Source organism: Frondihabitans sucicola (genome assembly GCF_030296615.1).
Lineage (GTDB): Bacteria > Actinomycetota > Actinomycetes > Actinomycetales > Microbacteriaceae > Frondihabitans > Frondihabitans sucicola.
On sequence record NZ_AP027732.1, the window covers coordinates 1,973,599 to 1,991,579 of the forward strand.

At 69.2% G+C, this 17,981-nt stretch carries 15 protein-coding genes, 1 tRNA gene and 2 pseudogenes; 12 read left to right on the forward strand and 6 right to left on the reverse strand.

All coding sequences use genetic code 11. The features are described 5' to 3' along the window. The first annotated feature begins 7 nt into the window (after positions 1–7). From QUE79_RS25485 to QUE79_RS10180, 3 genes are all read left to right on the forward strand, one after another. A complete protein-coding gene (locus QUE79_RS25485) occupies positions 8–136 on the forward strand; it encodes a hypothetical protein (RefSeq protein ID WP_350271680.1) in 129 nt (42 codons plus the stop codon). Between the two features lie 61 nt (positions 137–197). Further along, positions 198–271 (forward strand) — tRNA-Met (locus QUE79_RS10175). A gap of 773 nt (positions 272–1,044) precedes the next feature. Continuing rightward, complete coding sequence (locus QUE79_RS10180; protein ID WP_286346553.1) at positions 1,045–1,866, forward strand: carbon-nitrogen hydrolase family protein; 822 nt, start codon at positions 1,045–1,047, stop codon at positions 1,864–1,866. Positions 1,867–2,127: 261 nt separating this feature from the next. Here QUE79_RS10180 and QUE79_RS10185 read toward each other — a convergent pair whose 3' ends face one another. After that, positions 2,128–3,327, reverse strand: a complete 1,200-nt coding sequence (locus QUE79_RS10185) for an aminotransferase class I/II-fold pyridoxal phosphate-dependent enzyme (protein WP_286346554.1) — start codon at positions 3,325–3,327, stop codon at positions 2,128–2,130. 163 nt (positions 3,328–3,490) lie between these two features. Between QUE79_RS10185 and QUE79_RS10190 the strand changes: the two genes are divergently transcribed. The 6 genes and pseudogenes from QUE79_RS10190 to QUE79_RS10215 all read left to right on the forward strand — a co-directional run bounded on the left by QUE79_RS10190 (position 3,491) and on the right by QUE79_RS10215 (position 9,964). Next, positions 3,491–5,431: a trypsin-like peptidase domain-containing protein gene (locus QUE79_RS10190; RefSeq protein WP_286346555.1), complete on the forward strand. Its 1,941-nt coding sequence runs from the start codon at positions 3,491–3,493 to the stop codon at positions 5,429–5,431. A gap of 74 nt (positions 5,432–5,505) precedes the next feature. Beyond that, positions 5,506–6,549 (forward strand): glycosyltransferase family 2 protein, encoded by a 1,044-nt coding sequence (locus tag QUE79_RS10195; protein ID WP_286346556.1) that lies wholly within the window; start codon positions 5,506–5,508, stop codon positions 6,547–6,549. Between the two features lie 64 nt (positions 6,550–6,613). Further along, positions 6,614–7,354, forward strand: a complete 741-nt coding sequence (locus tag QUE79_RS10200) for a CDP-alcohol phosphatidyltransferase family protein (protein WP_286346557.1) — start codon at positions 6,614–6,616, stop codon at positions 7,352–7,354. Next, positions 7,351–8,233, forward strand: a pseudogene (locus QUE79_RS10205) (glycosyltransferase family 2 protein). Before QUE79_RS10200 ends, QUE79_RS10205 begins: the two are co-directional and overlap by 4 nt. A 46-nt stretch (positions 8,234–8,279) precedes the next feature. After that, a complete protein-coding gene (locus QUE79_RS10210) occupies positions 8,280–9,569 on the forward strand; it encodes a CDP-glycerol glycerophosphotransferase family protein (RefSeq protein WP_286346558.1) in 1,290 nt (429 codons plus the stop codon). An 86-nt stretch (positions 9,570–9,655) separates the two neighbouring features. Next, positions 9,656–9,964: a helix-turn-helix domain-containing protein gene (locus QUE79_RS10215; protein ID WP_286346559.1), complete on the forward strand. Its 309-nt coding sequence runs from the start codon at positions 9,656–9,658 to the stop codon at positions 9,962–9,964. A 125-nt stretch (positions 9,965–10,089) separates the two neighbouring features. Here QUE79_RS10215 and QUE79_RS10220 read toward each other — a convergent pair whose 3' ends face one another. From QUE79_RS10220 to QUE79_RS10240, 5 genes and pseudogenes are all read right to left on the reverse strand, one after another. Then, positions 10,090–10,371 (reverse strand): hypothetical protein, encoded by a 282-nt coding sequence (locus QUE79_RS10220; RefSeq protein WP_286346560.1) that lies wholly within the window; start codon positions 10,369–10,371, stop codon positions 10,090–10,092. Positions 10,372–10,557: 186 nt separating this feature from the next. After that, the gene (locus tag QUE79_RS10225) at positions 10,558–11,394 is read right to left on the reverse strand and encodes a hypothetical protein (RefSeq protein ID WP_286346561.1); all 837 of its coding nucleotides are present in this window, start codon (positions 11,392–11,394) and stop codon (positions 10,558–10,560) included. Positions 11,395–11,404: 10 nt separating this feature from the next. Then, entirely contained in the window at positions 11,405–12,166 is a 762-nt protein-coding gene (locus tag QUE79_RS10230) for an ABC transporter ATP-binding protein (protein WP_286346562.1), read from the reverse strand. Next, positions 12,166–12,923: pseudogene (locus QUE79_RS10235) on the reverse strand (ABC transporter permease). The gene QUE79_RS10230 and the pseudogene QUE79_RS10235 overlap by 1 nt, the downstream one beginning before the upstream one ends. A 127-nt stretch (positions 12,924–13,050) precedes the next feature. Beyond that, complete coding sequence (locus QUE79_RS10240) at positions 13,051–13,743, reverse strand: phosphocholine cytidylyltransferase family protein (RefSeq protein ID WP_286346563.1); 693 nt, start codon at positions 13,741–13,743, stop codon at positions 13,051–13,053. Positions 13,744–14,001: 258 nt separating this feature from the next. Between QUE79_RS10240 and QUE79_RS25490 the strand changes: the two genes are divergently transcribed. Genes QUE79_RS25490 through QUE79_RS10255 form a run of 3 tightly spaced genes read left to right on the forward strand, consistent with a single transcriptional unit; the run spans position 14,002 to position 17,964 of the window. Then, a complete protein-coding gene (locus QUE79_RS25490) occupies positions 14,002–16,101 on the forward strand; it encodes an ABC transporter ATP-binding protein (protein ID WP_350271681.1) in 2,100 nt (699 codons plus the stop codon). Beyond that, the gene (locus QUE79_RS10250; RefSeq protein ID WP_286346564.1) at positions 16,077–17,642 is read left to right on the forward strand and encodes an ABC transporter permease; all 1,566 of its coding nucleotides are present in this window, start codon (positions 16,077–16,079) and stop codon (positions 17,640–17,642) included. Before QUE79_RS25490 ends, QUE79_RS10250 begins: the two co-directional genes overlap by 25 nt. A gap of 46 nt (positions 17,643–17,688) precedes the next feature. Further along, positions 17,689–17,964, forward strand: a complete 276-nt coding sequence (locus tag QUE79_RS10255; RefSeq protein ID WP_286346565.1) for a DUF3039 domain-containing protein — start codon at positions 17,689–17,691, stop codon at positions 17,962–17,964. The last annotated feature ends 17 nt before the right edge of the window (positions 17,965–17,981 follow it).

Below are 17,981 nucleotides of genomic sequence, written 5' to 3' on the forward strand. Positions count from 1 at the left end.
AGCCGCATTGGCGGACGCACAGTCGGCTCTTGCCGAGCGCAAGACGGCGTACGAGAAGAACGATCTCGTCGCCGCAGCACAGGCCGATGCCAAGCTGCAGAGCGCCCTCGAGGCGGCCGTGAAGGCTTCCCAATAGGGTCCGGAGCCGCCTCGATTAGAACCGAGGCGGCACCCCGTGCTAGAGTCATTTCTTGTGCCGCGGGGTGGAGCAGTTCGGTAGCTCGCTGGGCTCATAACCCAGAGGTCGTAGGTTCAAATCCTGCCCCCGCAACAAGAAACACCACGAAAACCCCCGAGATCATCACGATCTCGGGGGTTTTTGGTTGTGTCCCGGTGCCCCGCCAATCCGGTCAGCGCCGCCGATGGCGACGAGCACCCTGTGATCCGGCAGTGCCAACGGGATCGCGTGGTGCTGCTTCGCCGCCGGATGGAGTCTGCGCCGAGTCAGGTCGTCGCTGGTGCTACTGGTTCGTAGCGCGCGGCACGAGCGGCAGCCGAGGACCGACTGACAGGCGCCGGCAATCAGCGCGTACCGGCCCGACGCCGGGGCGGTCTCGCCGAGGCCGTGACGCCCGCCTGAGGGCGACTGGTGCCGAGCGGCACCACGGGGCGACGTCTGGCACCGTGCGATCGCGTGGTGCCCAGCGGGTGGGCTGGTGCCGCCGCTGCCGGGCGGGCTGGTGCCGTGGTGCCGGGCGGACGGGCTGGTGCCGTGGTGCCCAGCCGGTGGGCTGGTGGTGGTGCCGGGCGGGTGGGCTGGTGCTGGTGGTGGTGCTGCCTGGCAGGTGGGGCTGGTGTGGTGCTGCCTGGCGGATCGGCTGGTCGGCTGTGCCGACCCCGGCGTGTGGCACACCGACGGGCACCCGATGCAGGAGTTGCCCAGACGCACCGCCGGGGCGGTCTGTACCCCGGGCACGCGCACGGCCGCCGCCGACCACGCTCCGCAGTGCTCGAGCCTCCGGGCCGACCTCGGTCCACCTGGCGACCTCCGCAGCGGCCTGGCACCTCGGCTCTCAGCCGACGGCTCCGCGCTAGGGTGACGGCATGAGCGAGAGCATTCTGGTGGCCGTCGGACAATTCGCCCCGACGGCCGACTCGGCAGCCAACCTCGCCGCCATCGACGAACTCGCGACTCGGGCCGCTGCGCGAAGCGCACGCGTGGTCGTCTTCCCCGAGTACTCCTCCTACTTCGAGAAGGAGATGGGTCCCGGCTTCGTGGCCGCCGCCCAGCCCCTCGATGGCTCCTTCGTCCGCGGTCTGGGCAGGATCGCAGCGCGACTCGATCTCCACGTCGTCGCCGGCCTGGTCGCGTCGACCGGCACCGAGCGCTTCTCCAACACCCTCGTCGCCGTGGCGCCGAGCGGCGAGGTCGCTGCCAGCTACCGCAAACTTCATCTCTACGACGCGTTCGGCCAGCGGGAGTCCGACTGGGTTCTCCCCGGCGAGATCGAGGCCCCGCAGACCTTCGTGGTCGATGGATTCACCCTCGGGCTGCAGACCTGCTACGACATCCGGTTTCCCGAGGTCACCAGGATGCTCGTGGACGCCGGTGTCGAGGTCGTCGTGCTCCCGGCGGAGTGGGTCCGTGGCCCGCTCAAGGAGCACCACTGGCGAACGCTCGTCACGGCCCGGGCCATCGAGAACACCATCTACGTGGCGGCGGCCGACCACGTGCCTCCGGTCGGGGTGGGAAACAGCATGATCGTCGATCCGCACGGAGTCGAGATCGCGGCGATCGGCGACGAACCCGGCATCGCGGTGGCCGAGGTGCGACGCGACCGGCTCACCGACGTGCGCCGGGTCAATCCTGCTCTCGCCCTGCGGCGCTTCCGCGTCGTGCCCGCAGAGCCCGCGTCCGACCGCTGAACCTCCCGAAATCGAAGGGGATTCCCCTGCTTCGGCCCGAGGACTGGGCGAAGCGCGGGGGTGTGCGAAAAATCCCCTTCGATTTCGGGCAGGCGTAGGGGCAGAGGCGGGGCAGGGGCAGGGGCAGGCAGACAGCAGGCAGGCAGGCAGGCGGGCAGACAGGCGGGCGGGGCGGACAGACAGGCGGGCGGGCGGGCAGGCAGGCAGGCAGACAGACAGGCGGGCGGGGCGCGACAGGCAGACGCGCGACCGGGCGGCCGCCTACGGGCGCAGGGCGGCCAGCTGCGCCGACGCCTGCTCGAGGACCTCGATGCGCTTGCAGAAGGCGAAGCGCACGCGCGACGACAGCTCGGCGGCGAGGTCGGGGTGGCAGAAGGCGCTGATGGGCACGCCGACCACACCGGCGAGCTCGGGCAGGCGCCGGCACAGATCGACGGCGTCGTCGAAGCCGAGCGGCGCGGCGTCGGCGACGACGAAGTACGAGCCGGCCGGATGCGAGACCTCGAAACCCGCCGCGGTGAGACCGGCGCTCAACAGATCGCGCTTCTGCTGCAGCGTGGCAGCAATGCCCTGGAAGTAGCTGTCGGGAAGCCCGAGGCCGACGGCGATCGCCGGCTGGAAGGGTGCACCGTTCACGAAGGTCAGGAACTGCTTGACGGCCAGGATCTGGGTCACGAGTTCGGCCGGAGCGGTCAACCAGCCGATCTTCCATCCGGTTGTGGAGAACGTCTTGCCGCCCGACGAGATGGTGACCGTCCGGGATCCTGCGCCCGGAAGCGTTGCGATGGGCGTGTGGGCCCGACCGTCGAACAGGAGGTGCTCGTAGACCTCGTCCGAGACGATGACGGCGTCGTGCTGCTCGGCGAGTTCGACGATCAGCGCCTTCGTCTCGGGGGAGAGGACGGTGCCGGTCGGGTTGTGCGGATCATTGAGCAGGATCACCCGCGTGCGGTCGGTGATCGCGCGCCGGAGTTCGTCGTGATCGACGGCGAAGTCGGGCCCGCGCAGTGCGACCGTGCGGTGTTCGCCGCGTGCCAGGCCGATGACGGCGCCGTAGGAGTCGTAGAACGGCTCGAGGGTGACCACCTCGTCGCCGGCGTCGACGAGCGCCAGGAGCGTCGCGGCGAGGGCCTCGGTCGCTCCGGCGGTGACCAAGACCTCGCTGCCCGGGTCGGGACGGAGACCGTAGAAGCGCTCCTGATGGGTCGCGACGGCCTCGAGCAGGATCGGCATGCCTCGCCCGGGCGGGTACTGGTTGACGCCATCCGTGATGGCCTTCTTGGCGGCTTCGAGGACTTCGACGGGGCCGTCCTCGTCAGGGAACCCCTGCCCGAGGTTGATGGACGACGTCGACGTGGCGAGCGCCGACATCTCGGCGAAGATCGTCGGCGCCAGTCGGCCGGCCGGGTCGAGGAGCATGGCGCCGCGGGCGGCGCGCTCCCAAGGGGCGAGTGTCGTCATGGTGTCCTCGTGCGCTGGGGGTGTTCGTCCACCGTAACCCTCCCCTCTCGGCTGGCCCTTACGGTGCCCGCCTATGATGTGACACCAGATCGCTCACCGGTTCACCGTGCCTCCATTCGGATTCACGGCGCGCACAGGTGAGGCTTGAAAGGAGCACTCGCGGATGACAGAGACCCCTGGCCGTGACGTCAACCCGGACGACGTCAATCCGGACGACGCCAACCCCGAAGGCGTCGACGCGGATGGCGTGAAGCCCGCTGACGAGACCTCCGGCGACGGGAGCCGAGTCGACGAGCCCCGCTCCGACGAGCCCCGCCAGGGCGCCGTCCACGGCGACTGGCAGGCGCCCCACGCGAGCGCCCGGCAGACCGGCAAGCAGCCCGCGGCCGAACCGGCCGCCGAGCAGCCCCCGGCCGGACCCTCGGCCGAGCACTCCTCCGTCGAGCCCACGGTCGACCAGCCCGCTTCTGCCGAGCACGAGACCGCCGAGTACCCCTCCGACTCGCAGCCGACCCAGGAGTACCCCTCCGACTCGCAGCCGACCCAGGAGTACCCCTCCGAGGCGCCGCGCGGCTCCGATGCCGCCTCTTCGGGCTGGGGAGTCCCTCCGGTCGGCGCTCCTCCGCTCCCGGGTGAGGCGCCCACGCCGCTCGCCGATGCGCACTCGGGCGATGTTCCCCCGACCGATGCCGCGTCGCACAGCGGTCTGCACCGCGCCCCCGCCTCGCTCGACCACGCCGCCTACGCCGGCGCGAACTCGGCGGCCTTCGGTAGCCTCGGCCGACCCGATTCCGGAGACGCCGCTTCCGCGACTCCGGAGGGCACCGGCTTCACCGGCGGCCCGTCCGGCTACAGCTACGACTCGAGCAACGCCGCCGCTGCCGGCGGCTGGTCCGCTCCCGTCGCGCCCCGCCCCCGCAAGCGCGGCCTCGGCGCACTCGTCGCCGTCGCCGTCGTCGCCGCCGTGATCGGTGCCCTCGTCGCCACCGGCGGCTACGCGCTTCTCGGCTCGCGCCCGAGCACGGCCGAGGGCGGCACCCCGAGCAACCTCACGATCGGCCACTACGACGACGCGACCGTCGTGACGGCCGTCGCAGCCAAGGCGACCCCGTCCGTCGTGACGATCGACGTCGCGTCCGGAACCTCCGAGGGCACGGGGTCCGGCGTGGTCCTGACCTCGGACGGCTACATCGTGACCAACACCCACGTCGTGACCCTCGACGGCGCCAGCGCGACCGGCACGGTGCGGGTCACGACGTCCAGCGGTCGCATCTATGCGGGCAAGATCATCGGCACCGACCCGCTGGTCGACCTCGCCGTGATCAAGATCGACGCGACGGGGATGACCCCCATCGAGTTCGCGAACTCGTCGAAGCTCAACGTCGGCGACACGGCGGTGGCCATTGGCGCACCGCTGGGTCTGTCCAACACGGTGACCGACGGCATCGTCTCGACGCTCGACCGCAGCATCTCGGTCGCGTCCTCGGCGGCGCCCAGCACGGGCGGCGATTCGAGCGACTCGCAGGACAACAACGGCCAGGGCCCGTTCAGCTTCGACAACGGTTCGGGCCCGTCGAGCGGCACCAGCAACCTGATCTCCCTTCCCGTGATCCAGACCGACGCCTCGATCAACCCGGGTAACTCGGGTGGTGCTCTGCTCGACTCCAAGGGCAAGCTCATCGGCATCAACGTCGCGATCGCGAGTGCGAGCGCGTCGAGTGACTCGGGGGCGCAGTCGGGCAGTATCGGCGTCGGTTTCTCGATCCCCGCCAACCTCGTCAAGCGCGTTGCCAACGACATCAAAGACACCGGCTCGGCGACCCACGGGCTGCTCGGAGCCTCCGTCGGCGACGCCACGAGCGACACGACCGCGAGCCACACCGGGGCGCTCATCAAGTCGCTCACCTCCAGTGGCGCGGCCGAGAAGGCCGGGCTGAGGGCTGGTGACGTCGTGACGCAGTTCGACGGCAACTCCGTCACGGGCGCGACCGACCTCACCGCTCAGGTGCGAACGCTGGCCGGAGGCGACACCGGGTCGCTCACGTACATCCGCGACGGCAACACCAAGACGACCACGGTGACCCTGGGCACCCTGAAAGGCTGAGTCGTCCTGGTAAGCTCGTCCGGATCTCCGCGGACGGCAGTCGGCCCACCGCGCACCCGACGCCACAGGATCAGATGAGCTCACAAGACAGCCGTACCGTCGGTGTGTCCTATGTGATGCCCGTCCTCAACGAGGTGCGCGAAATCCGGTCCGCCGTCGAGAGCCTGATCGCTCAAGATCACGAGGGCCCGTTCGAAGTCATCCTCGCTCTGGGGCCCAGCGTCGACGGCACCAACGAGGTCGTCGCCGAGATGGCGGCCGAAGACAGCAGGATCCGCAGCATCCCCAACCCGGTCGGGTCGACTCCGGCCGGTCTCAACGTCGCAATCCTGGCCTCGCGGTACCCCGTGACGGTGCGCGTCGATGCGCACTCGGTCCTGCCGCCCGACTACACGCGGATCGCCGTCGAGACGCTCCTGCGGAGCGGGGCGGACAACGTCGGAGGCATCATGCGCGCCGAGGGCCGCACCCCCTTCGAGAAGGCCGTGGCGCGCGCCTACGGCAGCCGCGTGGGGCTCGGTGGCACCCCGCACCACGTCGGCGGCAAGGAGGGCCCCGCCGAGACGGCCTACCTCGGCGTCTTCCAGCGGCACCGCCTGATCGAGGTCGGGCTGTTCGACGAGAACATCAAGCGCGGGCAAGACTGGGAGCTCAACCGTCGCCTGCGCAGCACCGGCGGCACCGTGTGGTTCACGCCGCACCTCACCGTCACCTACCGTCCGCGCCCCAGTCTCCGGAAGCTCGTGCGGCAGTTCGTCGCCACGGGCATCTGGCGAGGCGAACTGGTTCGCCGGTTCGCGTTCGCCAACTCCCTGCGCTACCTCGTGCCCCCGGTCATGGTGCTCGGTGTGGTGATCGGCCTCGTCGTCGGTCTGATCGGTGTCGTGGGCGCCATGCTCGGCACGGCCCTCGCCTGGCTGCTGATCGGCTTCGTGATCCCCGCGGTCTACGTCGTCTTCGTGGTCGCGGCGACGCTCGTCTCCGCCCGCGACGAGGGCGTCCGAACGCGGCTGTGGTTTCTCGTAGTCTTGCCCTGCATCCATTTCGGATGGGGGATCGGCTTCGTCGCCGGGTTCTCGAAGCTGACCAAGAACATCACCGCGCACGTCGGAAGGTAAGAATGCCGTCGCCCACGCGTCCCTCGTCGATCGCCGAGCTGAAGCGCGTTGCGCAACCCCCGAGGTGCGCAGCCGCGCCAACGCCGAGCACTGGACCGCCTCGCTCTACCTGCGCAACCTCTCGCCGTATCTCACCTGGGTCTTCCTCAAGACGAGCATCACGGCGAACGGGGTGACCGGCTTCATGATCCTGGCCGGCTGGGCCACCGCCTTCTCGCTCCTCATTCCCGGCCTCGTCGGCCCGGCGCTCGCTCTCGTGCTCGGCCAGCTGCAGATGCTCATCGACTGCTGCGATGGTGAGGTCGCGCGCTGGCGCGGCACGTCGTCTCCGGCCGGCGTCTTCCTCGACAAGGTCGGGCACTACACGACCGAAGCGCTGATCCCCGTCATGCTCGGAATCCGGGCTGCAGGGTTCCCGTTCCAGGCCCCTGCCGACTTCCTCTGGACCACGCTGGGTCTCGCCCTCGCCCTCATCATCGTGCTGAACAAGGCGCTCAACGACATGGTCCACGTCGCTCGGGCGAACGCGGGGCTGACGAAACTCGAAGACAAACGCGGCGGCGCGACCGTGCCGAGCGGTCGTCTCCTCGCGCGGCTGCGAAGCGCCTCCCGATTCGTGCCGTTCCACCGGCTCTATCACTCGGTGGAACTCACCATCATCATCTTCGCGATCTCATTGCTCGGGCTCGCGATCGGTCAGGTGTCTGCGGATCGCATCCTCGTCTCGGTCCTGCTGCCGCTGTCGTTCCTGGCCCTCGTCGGCCACTTCATCGCCATCATGTCGTCGAAGAGGGTGCGCTCCTGAGCCCGTCCGCTTCGAGGCGACCCTCGATCGGCGTGGTCAGTCTCACCCAGGGGCGCCGGCCGGCCGAGCTCCGCGTCGGCCTCGAGTCGCTCCTGGCCCAGGAGGGCGTCGATCTCGACATCGTCTGCGTCGGCAACGGAGCCGACCCGGGAGAACTGCCGGCGGCCGTGCGTCGACTGGTGCTGCCGGACAACGCGGGAATCCCGGCCGGCCGCAACCGCGGTGCCGAGATCGTCGAAGGCGACTACATCTTCTTCCTCGACGACGATGCGGCCGTGCCCTCGTCGACGTTCTTGAAAGACGCGGTCAGGATGCTCGTGGAGACCGGTGACATCGGCCTCCTTCAGCCGCGGGTCACCGATCCCGCCGGGGCTGCGGATCCGCGGCGCTGGACGCCGCGCCTCCGCAAAGGCAGCCCGACCGACTCGAGTGATGTCTTCTCGGTCTGGGAGGGCGCCACCCTGCTGCCGCGCGACGTGTTCGACGCCTGTGGGGGTGGGGGAGCCGTACTTCTACGCCCATGAGGGCATCGAGCTCGCGTGGCGCGTGTGGGCGCAGGGAAAACGGGTCTGGTACGCCGGTGACCTGATCGCGAACCACCCGGCCATCGATCCTGCCCGCCACAGCCAGTACTACCGACTGAACGCCCGGAACCGTGTCTGGCTGGCCAAGCGCAATCTGCCGTGGCCGCTCGTTCCGCTCTATGTCGGCTCGTGGACGGGCGTGCAGGTGCTGCGGTGGGCCCGGCATCCCGATCGCCTCAGACCGTGGTTCGAGGGCTTCCGGGAAGGCTGGGCCACGTCGCCCGGCGGTCGCCACTCGATGGGATGGAGCACCGTGGTCCGTATGACCCGAGCAGGTCGGCCACCGCTGCTCTGACTCTGTTCTTCCGTCACCTCACCCCAGCTGGAAAGGACAACACGCCGTGTCCCTCACCCGTGACCTCGGCCTCGCCTTCGGCCTCGTGCGCCGTGCCTGGATCTCGCGCGGCAGGCGCCGCGCTCTCGCCGCTCGCGATACCAGCGGGAAGTCGCCGATGCCGGGGTCGGTGCAGGTGGCGGTCTACTTCGCTGACGGGCCCGTGAATCTCTACCAGATCAGGCAGTGGTACGCGCCGCTGGCCCACCTGGCCGAGACGCACCCCGTCGCGATCGTGGTGCGCAGCCCGGCGACGATGCTCGCCCTGCTCGACGAGTCGCCCGTCCCGGTGGTCTACGCGCGCCAGGTCGTCGACCTCGAGGCTTTCGTCGAGTCGCATCCCCTCGCGATGACCCTCTACGTCAACCAGAACTCGCGGAACTTCCAGATGATGCGGTACGGACGCATGTGGCACGTCTTCGTCAATCACGGCGAGAGCGACAAGATGTACATGACGACCAACCAGTTCAAGGCGTACGACTACGCGTTCGTGGCGGGAAAGGCCGCGCTGCAGCGGCTCGGCGCGAAACTGTGGGACTACGACCTCGACAAGCGCGCCATCATGATCGGTCGTCCTCAAGCGGACCACTTCGCCGGCCGGCTGCCCTACGAACCCGACGAACGTGTCGTGGTGCTCTACGCCCCCACCTGGGAGGGAGACCGCCCGGCAGCTGCCTACGGGTCGATCGCCAGTCATGCGGCTCTCGTGCCGGCTCTCCTCGCGACGGGCAAGCACCGCGTGATCTATCGGCCGCACCCGCGCAGCGGCGTCGTCGACCCTGTCTACAAGGCCGCTCACGAAGCGACGGTGCGGGCGATCGCGGAGGCCAATCGACGGGACCCGAAGGCCTCTCACGTCTACGACGACGGCCCCGATCTCGGCTGGCAGCTCGCCGCAGCCGACGTCGCCGTCACCGACATCTCGGCGATGGTCTACGACCGTCTCGCCACCGGAAGGCCGCTCCTGATCGCCCGACCGTCGTCGCCCGACGCCGACGTCGACGAGACGGGCTACCTGGGGGCGGCGGAGTGGCTGCCGGCCGAACAGGCCGGCAACATCGTCGAGCACGTGTCGCGGGTTCTGGAAGACGAGGAGGCGCGCGCTCGCCTCGACTTCTGGGCGGAGCATCACTTCGGAGATACGACGCCCGGAGTGGCGACCCGTCGTTTCGAGGCGGCAGTGGACCTCCTGGTCGACCGCTGGGCCGAATTCGAGCGCCTTTCTCCGGTCGAGTCGGAGCCGGTCGGCGGCGTCGTCGACGATGACAAGCCCATCGTGGACGACACAGACCTCTAGGCTGATCAGGTCTCTACGCCCAGGGTTTAAATCACCCCGGTCCGTGGAATCTGGACGTATGTCATGGGGCGGCACAACCATGAGGTATGCCGCAACCCACCTCCGAGGCCGCTCGACTCTTCGGGGAGCGCGTGCGTGCCGAGCGGTTGCGGCTCGGCCTCAGCCAGGACGAGGTCGCGCACCTCGCGGGGATGAACGTCTCGAACTACGGCAAGATCGAGCGCGGCATCGGCAACCCGGTCTTGCACACGATCGTGCGCCTGGGCGCTGTGCTCGGAAGCGACCCGGCGGCGTTCGTCACCGGGATCGGCGCGGACACGCTTCCGCCGGTGCTCGAGACTTTCAGCGCCGTGGACTACGTGCGCGAGCAGCGCAGGAGACGGAGCAGCAGGTAGCTCGGCCCTCTGCCCGAGACCGCGCCGCCTCCCTCCCGGCCCCGGAGGCCCCGGAGGCCGCGGTGGCCGCGGAGGCCCCGGAGGCCGCGGAGGCCGCGGACGCCCCGGAGGCCTCGGCGGCATCATCAGAAGCTGAAGCGCCACAGGTACTCCTCGCCGTCCGGCCGCAACCAGCTGACCACGGCCACCGTGCCGAGGCTGAGATCGACCCCGACGACGGTCACCGTGACGGACGCCCCGGGTGTCAGCAGCGGGACGAAGACGGGCACGAGATGCCCGGGCCCGAGGAGGCTGACGCGCAGCCCGCGGACATTTTCGTCGCCGACGTGGACGAGGCGATAGAGGCGGGGCGCGTGCTGACGATCGATCCAGAAGGGGACGGCGTAGGCCGGTGGGTGACTGCTCATGGCGACGAACTTAGGAGGGGCGTCCGACGTCGCGATCGCGAGGCTGTGAGGGAGCGTTTTTCTGTGGAGAACGTACCGATTCTGGCCGATTGTGGAAAGAGTGCGAAGGGTCTCAGCTCGTCCGGACCCGAGTCGCCGACCCGCCGCCGTCGACCCTGGTCGCCGCCTCTGGCCCGAGTCGGCGCCTCAGCGCCGAGACTTCTTTGCCGGCAACTCCAGCGGGAACCGTGCCGGCGCCTGCCCGAAGGCGGTTCGCGAGCTCGTGACGACCTTGCGGCCGAGCGTGTGGTTGCCGACCCCGCCGATCACCGCACCGATGCCGAAGGGGATCGCTCGTCCGACGATCGTGGCACCCTGTGACTTGACGAAGCGGCTGACGAACTGTTTGCGCACGAGATCCGAGACCCCGGACATCGCCGCCTTCGGAAGCCGCTGGGCGACGAGGTCACCCCAGAAGGCCTGGCGGGCCGGACCTTTGCCGATGGCCTCTCCGGCGAGCTGTTTGACGAGATCGGCGCCGGGTCCGCCGAGCATCATCGCCATGACGATGGTGCGCGCGCGCTCGGGGTCGGTGACCGCGATTCCGTGCACCTCGGTGACGGACTGCGCGTAGAGGGCGCTCGCCTCGAGGAAGTAGGCGGTCTCCGCGCCGGAGAGCGCGAGCGAGATGCCGATCCCGATGCCGGGAATGACGGCGCTGGCACCGACGGCGGCACCGCCTGTGGTCACCGCTGCCAGGTACTCGCGCTCGAGGGTGCGGAGGATCTGGGCGGGCGTGTGGTCGGGGTGCCGACGGCGCAGCATCCTGACGTGCGACTCGACGACGGGGTGCTGGACCGTGAGCACCCGGTTGAGGCTCCTCTGCCAGCGCGGGCTCTCGGTGTCGTGGGTCAGAGCACTGCCGACCTCGCGCAGTTCATCGCCCCGCACGGGGAGCGCTCGCTCGAGTGCGGTGGTACCGCTCGCCTCGGAAGGGGAATCGGAGGAGTCGTCGACCGGAGTCGGGTGCTTGTCGCGTCGCATCCTGCGGACACTACGCCTTCGTCTTGGGAGCCAGGTCGGCGTTGTATCGGTCGAGTGCTTGATCGATCGGGCCGTCGAACACCAGGGAGCCCTTGTTCAGGTACAGGCCGCGCGTGCAGAACCGTCGCAGGTCTTTCTCGTTGTGCGAGACGAAGAAGAGGGTGCGACCGCCGGCCAGCATCTCCTCGATGCGTCCGTAGCACTTCTCGCGGAACGATCGGTCGCCCACGGCGAGCACCTCGTCGACCAGGATGATCGGTTCGTCGAGTCGTGAGATCACCGCGAACGCGATCCTGACCTTCATGCCGCTGGACAGGTGCTTGTACGGCGTATCGACGAAGGCGGCGATCTCGGCGAAGTCGATGATCTCGTCGAAGCCCGCGTCGATCTCGGCGCGACTCATGCCGTGCAGGCCCGCCGTCAGATAGACGTTGTCGCGGACGCTCAGGTCGCCGACGAAACCGCCGGTGATCTCGATCAGGGGAGCGACGCCCTCGTGGACGGAGATCTTGCCCTCGTCGGGCAGCACGACCTCTGCCACGAGCTTGAGGAGGGTCGATTTGCCCTGGCCGTTGCGACCGACGACACCGATCGCCTCGCCGGGCTGCACGTCGAAGGACACGTTGCGCAGCGCCCAGAACTCGCCCGGCCGCGTGCGTCGACTGCTGTCGGCGAAGAGGTCTTTGAACGAGCGCCGGGCGCGGCGATTGCGGCGGAACCGGATGCCCGCGTCGGCCACGCGGATGACGGGAGGGACAGCGGAGACGACCATCAGATCTCCTTCAGCACGGCGCGCTCGCAGGCGCGGAAGACGAGGATCCCGACCGCGAGCACGATGAAGCAGAGGACACCGCCGATGACGACCTCGTCGAAGCGCAGCTGATCCGGGAAGAAGGCGGCCCGGTAGAGGCCGAAGATGCCGCTCAAGGGGTTGAAGGCCGCGGCGAAGTGCAGCGACTCGGGCAGGTTCTTGGTGCCGTAGATGATCGGCGACGCATAGAAGAGGAAGCGCAGGATCAGCTTCACCGCCCTCTCGAGGTCGCGGAAGAACACGACAAGCGGCGCGATGATCAGCCCGAGGCCCGTGATGAGGACCCCTTGCAGCACGATGGCGAGAGGAAGTAGACGACCTGCCAGTGCACGTGCGCTCCCGTGACGAGGGCGAAGAATGCCAGCACGGGCAGGCTGAACAGGAACTCGATGCCCTTCGACGCCACGATCCGATTCACCCAGATGGTGCGGGGGATCTTCGTCGAGCGGACCAGCTTGGCGTCGGACGTGAACGCCTTGGTGGCGTCGGAGACGGCGCCGTTGAACCACTGCCACGCGAGGATTCCGCTCAGCAGGAAGACGATGTAGGGCGTCTCGCCCACATCACGGTGGAAGACCTTCGTGAAGACGAAGTAGTAGATCGCGCTCATGAGGAGCGGATCGAGGATCGACCAGAGATAGCCGAGGGCGCTCGTCGAGTAGCGGACCTTGAGGTCGCGACTCGTCAGCAGCCAGAGCACCTGACGGTACCGTCGCACTCCCGTGGCACGGGGCCGCCGGGCGCTATCGGTTCTGACGGAAACTGCGGTCACGGGTGTCCTCTACGTTCAGGGACATCCGGCCGATCGGGCTCGAGGTACCGGGCCCGCTGCAGGTCGCTCGGTATCAGACGAAGAGGTTCGCCCGCTCGAGGTCTTCGGCGAAGTCGACCTCGACGGCGTAGAGATCGGAGATGTCCACCGGTACGAAGCGTAGGCCATTCTGCTCGATGCCCAGCTCGATGCCGCGCTCGAAGTAGTCCTGGTTGTCGACTCGGCCCAGCTGGCGGACGAGCGTCTGCTTGTCGGCCTTCGACACGTAGTTGATGCCGACGGCTTCACCCAGGCCGTGCTTGACCTGCTTGGAGAGTTCGTCGATGAAGCCCTCGGCGTCGACGGTGTACTTGACCTCTTCGTCGGAGACGCTGGAGGTGTTGACCGACACGAACGACTGCTCGGACGCGATGAAGGGAGCGGCGCGTTTGAGGGCGGCAGGATCGAAGACCACGTCGCCGTTCATCCAGACGACACCGCTCGAGCCGGTCGCCTTGAGGGCGCGCATGAGGCTCTTCGAGGTGTTGGTCTGGTCGTACTGCTCGTTGTAGACGAAGCTCGCGGTGGGGAAGGCCTCGACGATGTGCTCGTACTTGTAGCCGACGACGACGGTGATCTTCACGTCGGCACCGAACGCTTCGCGGATGTTCTCCATCTGCTGCTGCATGATGGTGCGGCCGTCGGCCAGCTCGGTCAGGCATTTGGGCAGCGAACGGCCGAGGCGGGTGCCCATGCCTGCGGCCAGGATCACGATCTGCGTGCTCACGGTTGTCTCCTTGTGGATTGGTCCGTGTCGGGGAACTACATCGTTTGTTCACCGGCCGTTGGTCTTCCTCTGGAAGACTGACGACCGACCTCGACGGACGTTATGGGTCTCGGACACGTCACTGTGCGGGTCCAGCCTACGGGAAGTCCCCGAATCGGGGGACGAATCCACAGCTAGTCGTTGTCTTTTCGTGACATGGCGTTCGTGACATGCGGTCGCGGTCGAGGGCTCCCGGAAGACGGTTGGTACGGTTGGGCGATGACCGAAGCCGAGCGTACCGGTGGGCACGAGCCCACGCGGGTAGACCAACTCGGAAGGCCGGTCGGCGACGACGCCGAGCCGACGACGGCTACCCGGGAGGAACAACTCGTGGCAGCGCAGCAGGGGGACGATTTGAGCAACACCGACGGAGCGCGAGCCTCGATCGACGGGCCGGAAGCACCGGATGGCGCGGTGACCGATCGACCTGCCGTCGGGGGACAAGAGCCCGAGGGCGAGTCCTCCCCTTCGTCGACGCCGCCCAAGGCCTCCGCTCGATCCGGAACCGCCCGGGCAGTGACGCCGAAGTCGGCGACGCCGAAGTCGGCCGCTGCCAAGGCGGCCGCCGCCAAGACGACGTCCTCCGCCAAGAAGACGACGCCCGCGAGATCGACGGCGGCAAAAAAGCCCGCGACGACGCGGTCGACCACGACCGCTCGAAGCAACCCCGCCCGAACCACGGCGGCGGCGAAGGCCGCAGAAGAGACACGCGCCGATCTGGCCGCGACCGATGTCGAGACGCCCGTCGGCGAGACCCAGGCGCCGCCCCTGTCGGGCGACGACGCCGCAGCGACGACTCCGGCGCCGAAGACGGCTGCGACCCGCAAACCCCCGGCTCCGCGACGCCGGACGTCTCCGGCGTCGGCCACCACGACCGGTGCGGCAGACACGAAGGGCGCAGGATCCCGCCCCGCGTCGTCCCGCACTCCGACCACGCAGCCCGCAGCGCGCCGAACCGCCGCGGCGAAGGCCGCCGAAGCCACCGTCCCAGAGCCCGTCGAGGCCGAGGCGCCCGAGGCGGAGGCGCCCGAGGCGGAGGCCTCCGTGCGTGAGGTGCCCGAGGCGAAACCAGAGGCGCACGAGTCAGAGGCGACCGAAGCTCCTCCGGGGGCCGAGCTCCGCGACCCGTCCTCCGAGCCCGCCGAATCCTCCTCCGAGCCCGCCGAATCCTCCTCCGGGGGCGACGGTACCGGTGCCGGCACGACAGCGCGGCTGTCGTCCTGGTGGAAGTCGGCGCGCTCGAAGGTCCAGGAACGCCTCGACGAAGCGCGCGCGTCCGCCGCGGTCTCGCCGCCGTCCACGACTCGGGAGCGGGTCGCTGGGCCGGCCTCTCCGGTCGAACCCGAGCCCGAGCGCGCGGCGCAGCCCGAGCCCGAGGAACGATCCGAGCGCGCGGCGCAGCCCGAGCCCGCGGCACGACCCGAGCGCGCGGAGCAGCCAGAGCCCCCGGCAGAGCCCGAGCCCCCGGCGCAGTCCGAGCCAGCGCCCCAGACGCCGGTCAGAGCCACGGCGCCGAAGAGCGAACCCACCGATTCCGAGGTGCCGGCCGACGCTCCCGTCGTCCTCTCCATCTCGGGCCTGGTCAAGCGCTACGGGTCGACCACGGCCGTGGAGAACGTCAACCTCGACGTCAGAGCCGGGTCCTTCTACGGGATCGTGGGGCCGAACGGCGCCGGCAAGACGACGACGCTGTCCATCGCCACCGGCCTGCTGCGCCCGGACGCCGGGACGGTCACCATCCTCGGAACAGACGTCTGGAGCACGAAGGACGCCGCGAAGGCCAAGCGCTCGCTCGGTGTCCTTCCCGACCGCCTTCGACTCTTCGACAAGCTCACGGGCGCCCAGTATCTCTACTACGCGGGGCTGCTCCGCGGCCTCGACGGTGCCACCGCGCGCAAGCGGTCCGCCGACCTCGCCAACGCCTTCGGTCTCCACGACGCTCTCGGGCGCCTCGTCAGCGACTACTCGGTCGGCATGACGAAGAAGGTCGCCCTGGCTGCGGCGATCATCCACTCTCCCCGCGTCCTGGTGCTCGACGAGCCGTTCGAGTCGGTCGACCCGGTCTCCGCCGCGACCGTCACCGAGATCCTGCAGCGCTACGTGCGAGGCGGAGGAACAGTGCTGCTCTCGAGCCACAGCATGGATCTCGTCGAGCGGATCTGCGATTCGGTCGCCGTGATCGTCGACGGGCACGTTCTCGCGCAGGGCACGGTCAACGAGGTTCGCGCCGGGCGCTCCCTGCAGGAGCGCTTCGTCGAGCTCGCCGGCGGGGGAGCCGCAACGGAGGGGATGGAATGGTTGCACACCTTCTCCGACTGAGGCTCTTCTCGATCGCGAATCGCGTGCGGTTCGGCCTTCGCCCCGCGTTCTGGACCGTCGTGGTCCTGCTCGTCGTGCTCGTGGCGTCGACCGTCGTCGCTCAGCTTGCGAGCGAATTGCGCTTCGACGCTCTCGGCGAGGTCCAGGCGCTGGTGGTCGGCGGCGGCTCGCTTCTGCTGGTGGCCTTCTTCGTGGCGCCGTTCACGCAGTCGAGGCCGGCCTGGAGCGATCCGCGGCGCCTGTTCGGGTACGGGTTCACGACCGATGCCGCAGCGTCGGGGCTCGCGCTCGCCGGAGCGATCGGCCTTCCCGCCCTCTCGCTCGTGATCCTGGCCACCGGCTACGTCCGCTCGTGGAGCGAGGGCACGGCCGTCGCCTGGCTGGCGGTCCTGGCGGCGGTCCTGGCCGGTGTGACCGCGCTCCTGTTGGCGCTCGTGGCGTCCACGCTCAACTCGATGATCACGACGCGGCGTTCGAGAGACCTGTTGGTCGCCGGCGCCGTCCTGGTCGCGATCCTGCTCGTCCCGCTGGTGATCGACCTGGTCCGGGTGCTCCTTCCCGGTGGCTACCGCGGCTCGGGCTTCGCGACGTCGGCTCTCGCCTGGACTCCGTTCGGTGCCGCTCTCGCCCTGCCGGGCCACGCCGCTGCCGGTCAGACCGGGCGCGTCGTCCTCGAACTCCTGATCGCCCTCGTCTCGGTCGCCCTGCTCTGGTGGGCGTGGCGGTCGCTGGTGCAGCGGGCCCTGCATCAGCCGCCCGCGCCCGCCGTCGACAACGACCGCGTGGCGCTCGGCTGGTTCGACTTCACTCGGGGAACCCCGGCCGGGGCCGTGGCTGCACGAAGCCTCACCTACTGGGCTCGGGACGCCCGCTACCGGTGGTCACTCGTGATCCTGCCGTTCCTGCCCCTGCTCGTGGTCCCGCTGGGGATTGCGGGGGTCAACTGGAGTCTTCTTGCCCTCGTCCCGGTGCCGGCGATGTGCCTGCTGCTCGGCTTCCTCCCGCACAACGACGTCGCCTACGACAACACCGCGCTCTGGCTGCACATCGCCACCAACACCAAGGGCCTGCCCGACCGATTGGGCCGGTTGGCGCCGCCGCTCGTCATCGGCATCCCGCTGAGCGTCATCGGTTCGCTGGTGGCGGTGTGGCTCCACGGCGACTTCGCTGCCTTCGGCGCGGAGTTCGGCGTGTGCCTGTCGCTGCTGCTGTGCGGTCTCGGCCTGTCCAGCGTGGTCTCCGCTGCGCTGCCCTACGCCGCGGTGCGCCCGGGAGACGACCCGTTCCAGCAGCCCCAGTCGACCGGGTCCGCCTCCGGGTGGTCGCAGTCGCTGATGTTCGGCGGGGCTCTGCTGCTGTCGGTCCCGACCGGCTGGCTCGCCGTGCTGGCGACCGTCGGCGGCCGCGCCGATCTCACGATGGCGGCGCTGATGACGGGGATCGTGACCGGCGTCGTGATCCTGCTCGCCGGTCTCCTCGTCGGAAGCAGGATCTTCGCGCGCCGCGCACCGGAACTCCTCGCGTTCGCCCTCCGCAGCTGATCGCCCGAGGCCTGGCGCTCGGGTCCACGCGGCGTACCATGGATCCATGAGTGACACAGGTTTCGGAGGCGACGTCCAGGGCGGCGGCACGGATGTTCTCGATCGCGAGCTCGAGAAGCTCCTCACCGAGGAGAACATCGATCCCGGCGACCACGAGCGGTTCTCGCACTACGTGCCGAAGAACAAGATCATGGAGTCGGCGCTGAGCGGCAAGCCCGTCAAGGCGCTGTGCGGCAAGAAATGGACCCCGGGTCGCGACCCGGAGAAGTTCCCGGTCTGCCCGACTTGCAAAGAGATCTACGAGAAGATGAAGGCGGAGTAACTCGCTCTTCTCGCGGG

Coding starts and splice junctions, on each gene's coding strand:
- QUE79_RS10180 (WP_286346553.1), top strand. CDS start 1,045: ATGAGCGAGAGCATTCTGGTGGCCGTCGGACAATTCGCCCCGACGGCC.
- QUE79_RS10185 (WP_286346554.1), bottom strand. CDS start 3,327: ATGACGACACTCGCCCCTTGGGAGCGCGCCGCCCGCGGCGCCATGCTC.
- QUE79_RS10190 (WP_286346555.1), top strand. CDS start 3,491: ATGACAGAGACCCCTGGCCGTGACGTCAACCCGGACGACGTCAATCCG.
- QUE79_RS10195 (WP_286346556.1), top strand. CDS start 5,506: ATGAGCTCACAAGACAGCCGTACCGTCGGTGTGTCCTATGTGATGCCC.
- QUE79_RS10215 (WP_286346559.1), top strand. CDS start 9,656: ATGCCGCAACCCACCTCCGAGGCCGCTCGACTCTTCGGGGAGCGCGTG.
- QUE79_RS10220 (WP_286346560.1), bottom strand. CDS start 10,371: ATGAGCAGTCACCCACCGGCCTACGCCGTCCCCTTCTGGATCGATCGT.
- QUE79_RS10225 (WP_286346561.1), bottom strand. CDS start 11,394: ATGCGACGCGACAAGCACCCGACTCCGGTCGACGACTCCTCCGATTCC.
- QUE79_RS10230 (WP_286346562.1), bottom strand. CDS start 12,166: ATGGTCGTCTCCGCTGTCCCTCCCGTCATCCGCGTGGCCGACGCGGGC.
- QUE79_RS25490 (WP_350271681.1), top strand. CDS start 14,002: ATGACCGAAGCCGAGCGTACCGGTGGGCACGAGCCCACGCGGGTAGAC.
- QUE79_RS10250 (WP_286346564.1), top strand. CDS start 16,077: ATGGTTGCACACCTTCTCCGACTGAGGCTCTTCTCGATCGCGAATCGC.
- QUE79_RS10255 (WP_286346565.1), top strand. CDS start 17,689: ATGAGTGACACAGGTTTCGGAGGCGACGTCCAGGGCGGCGGCACGGAT.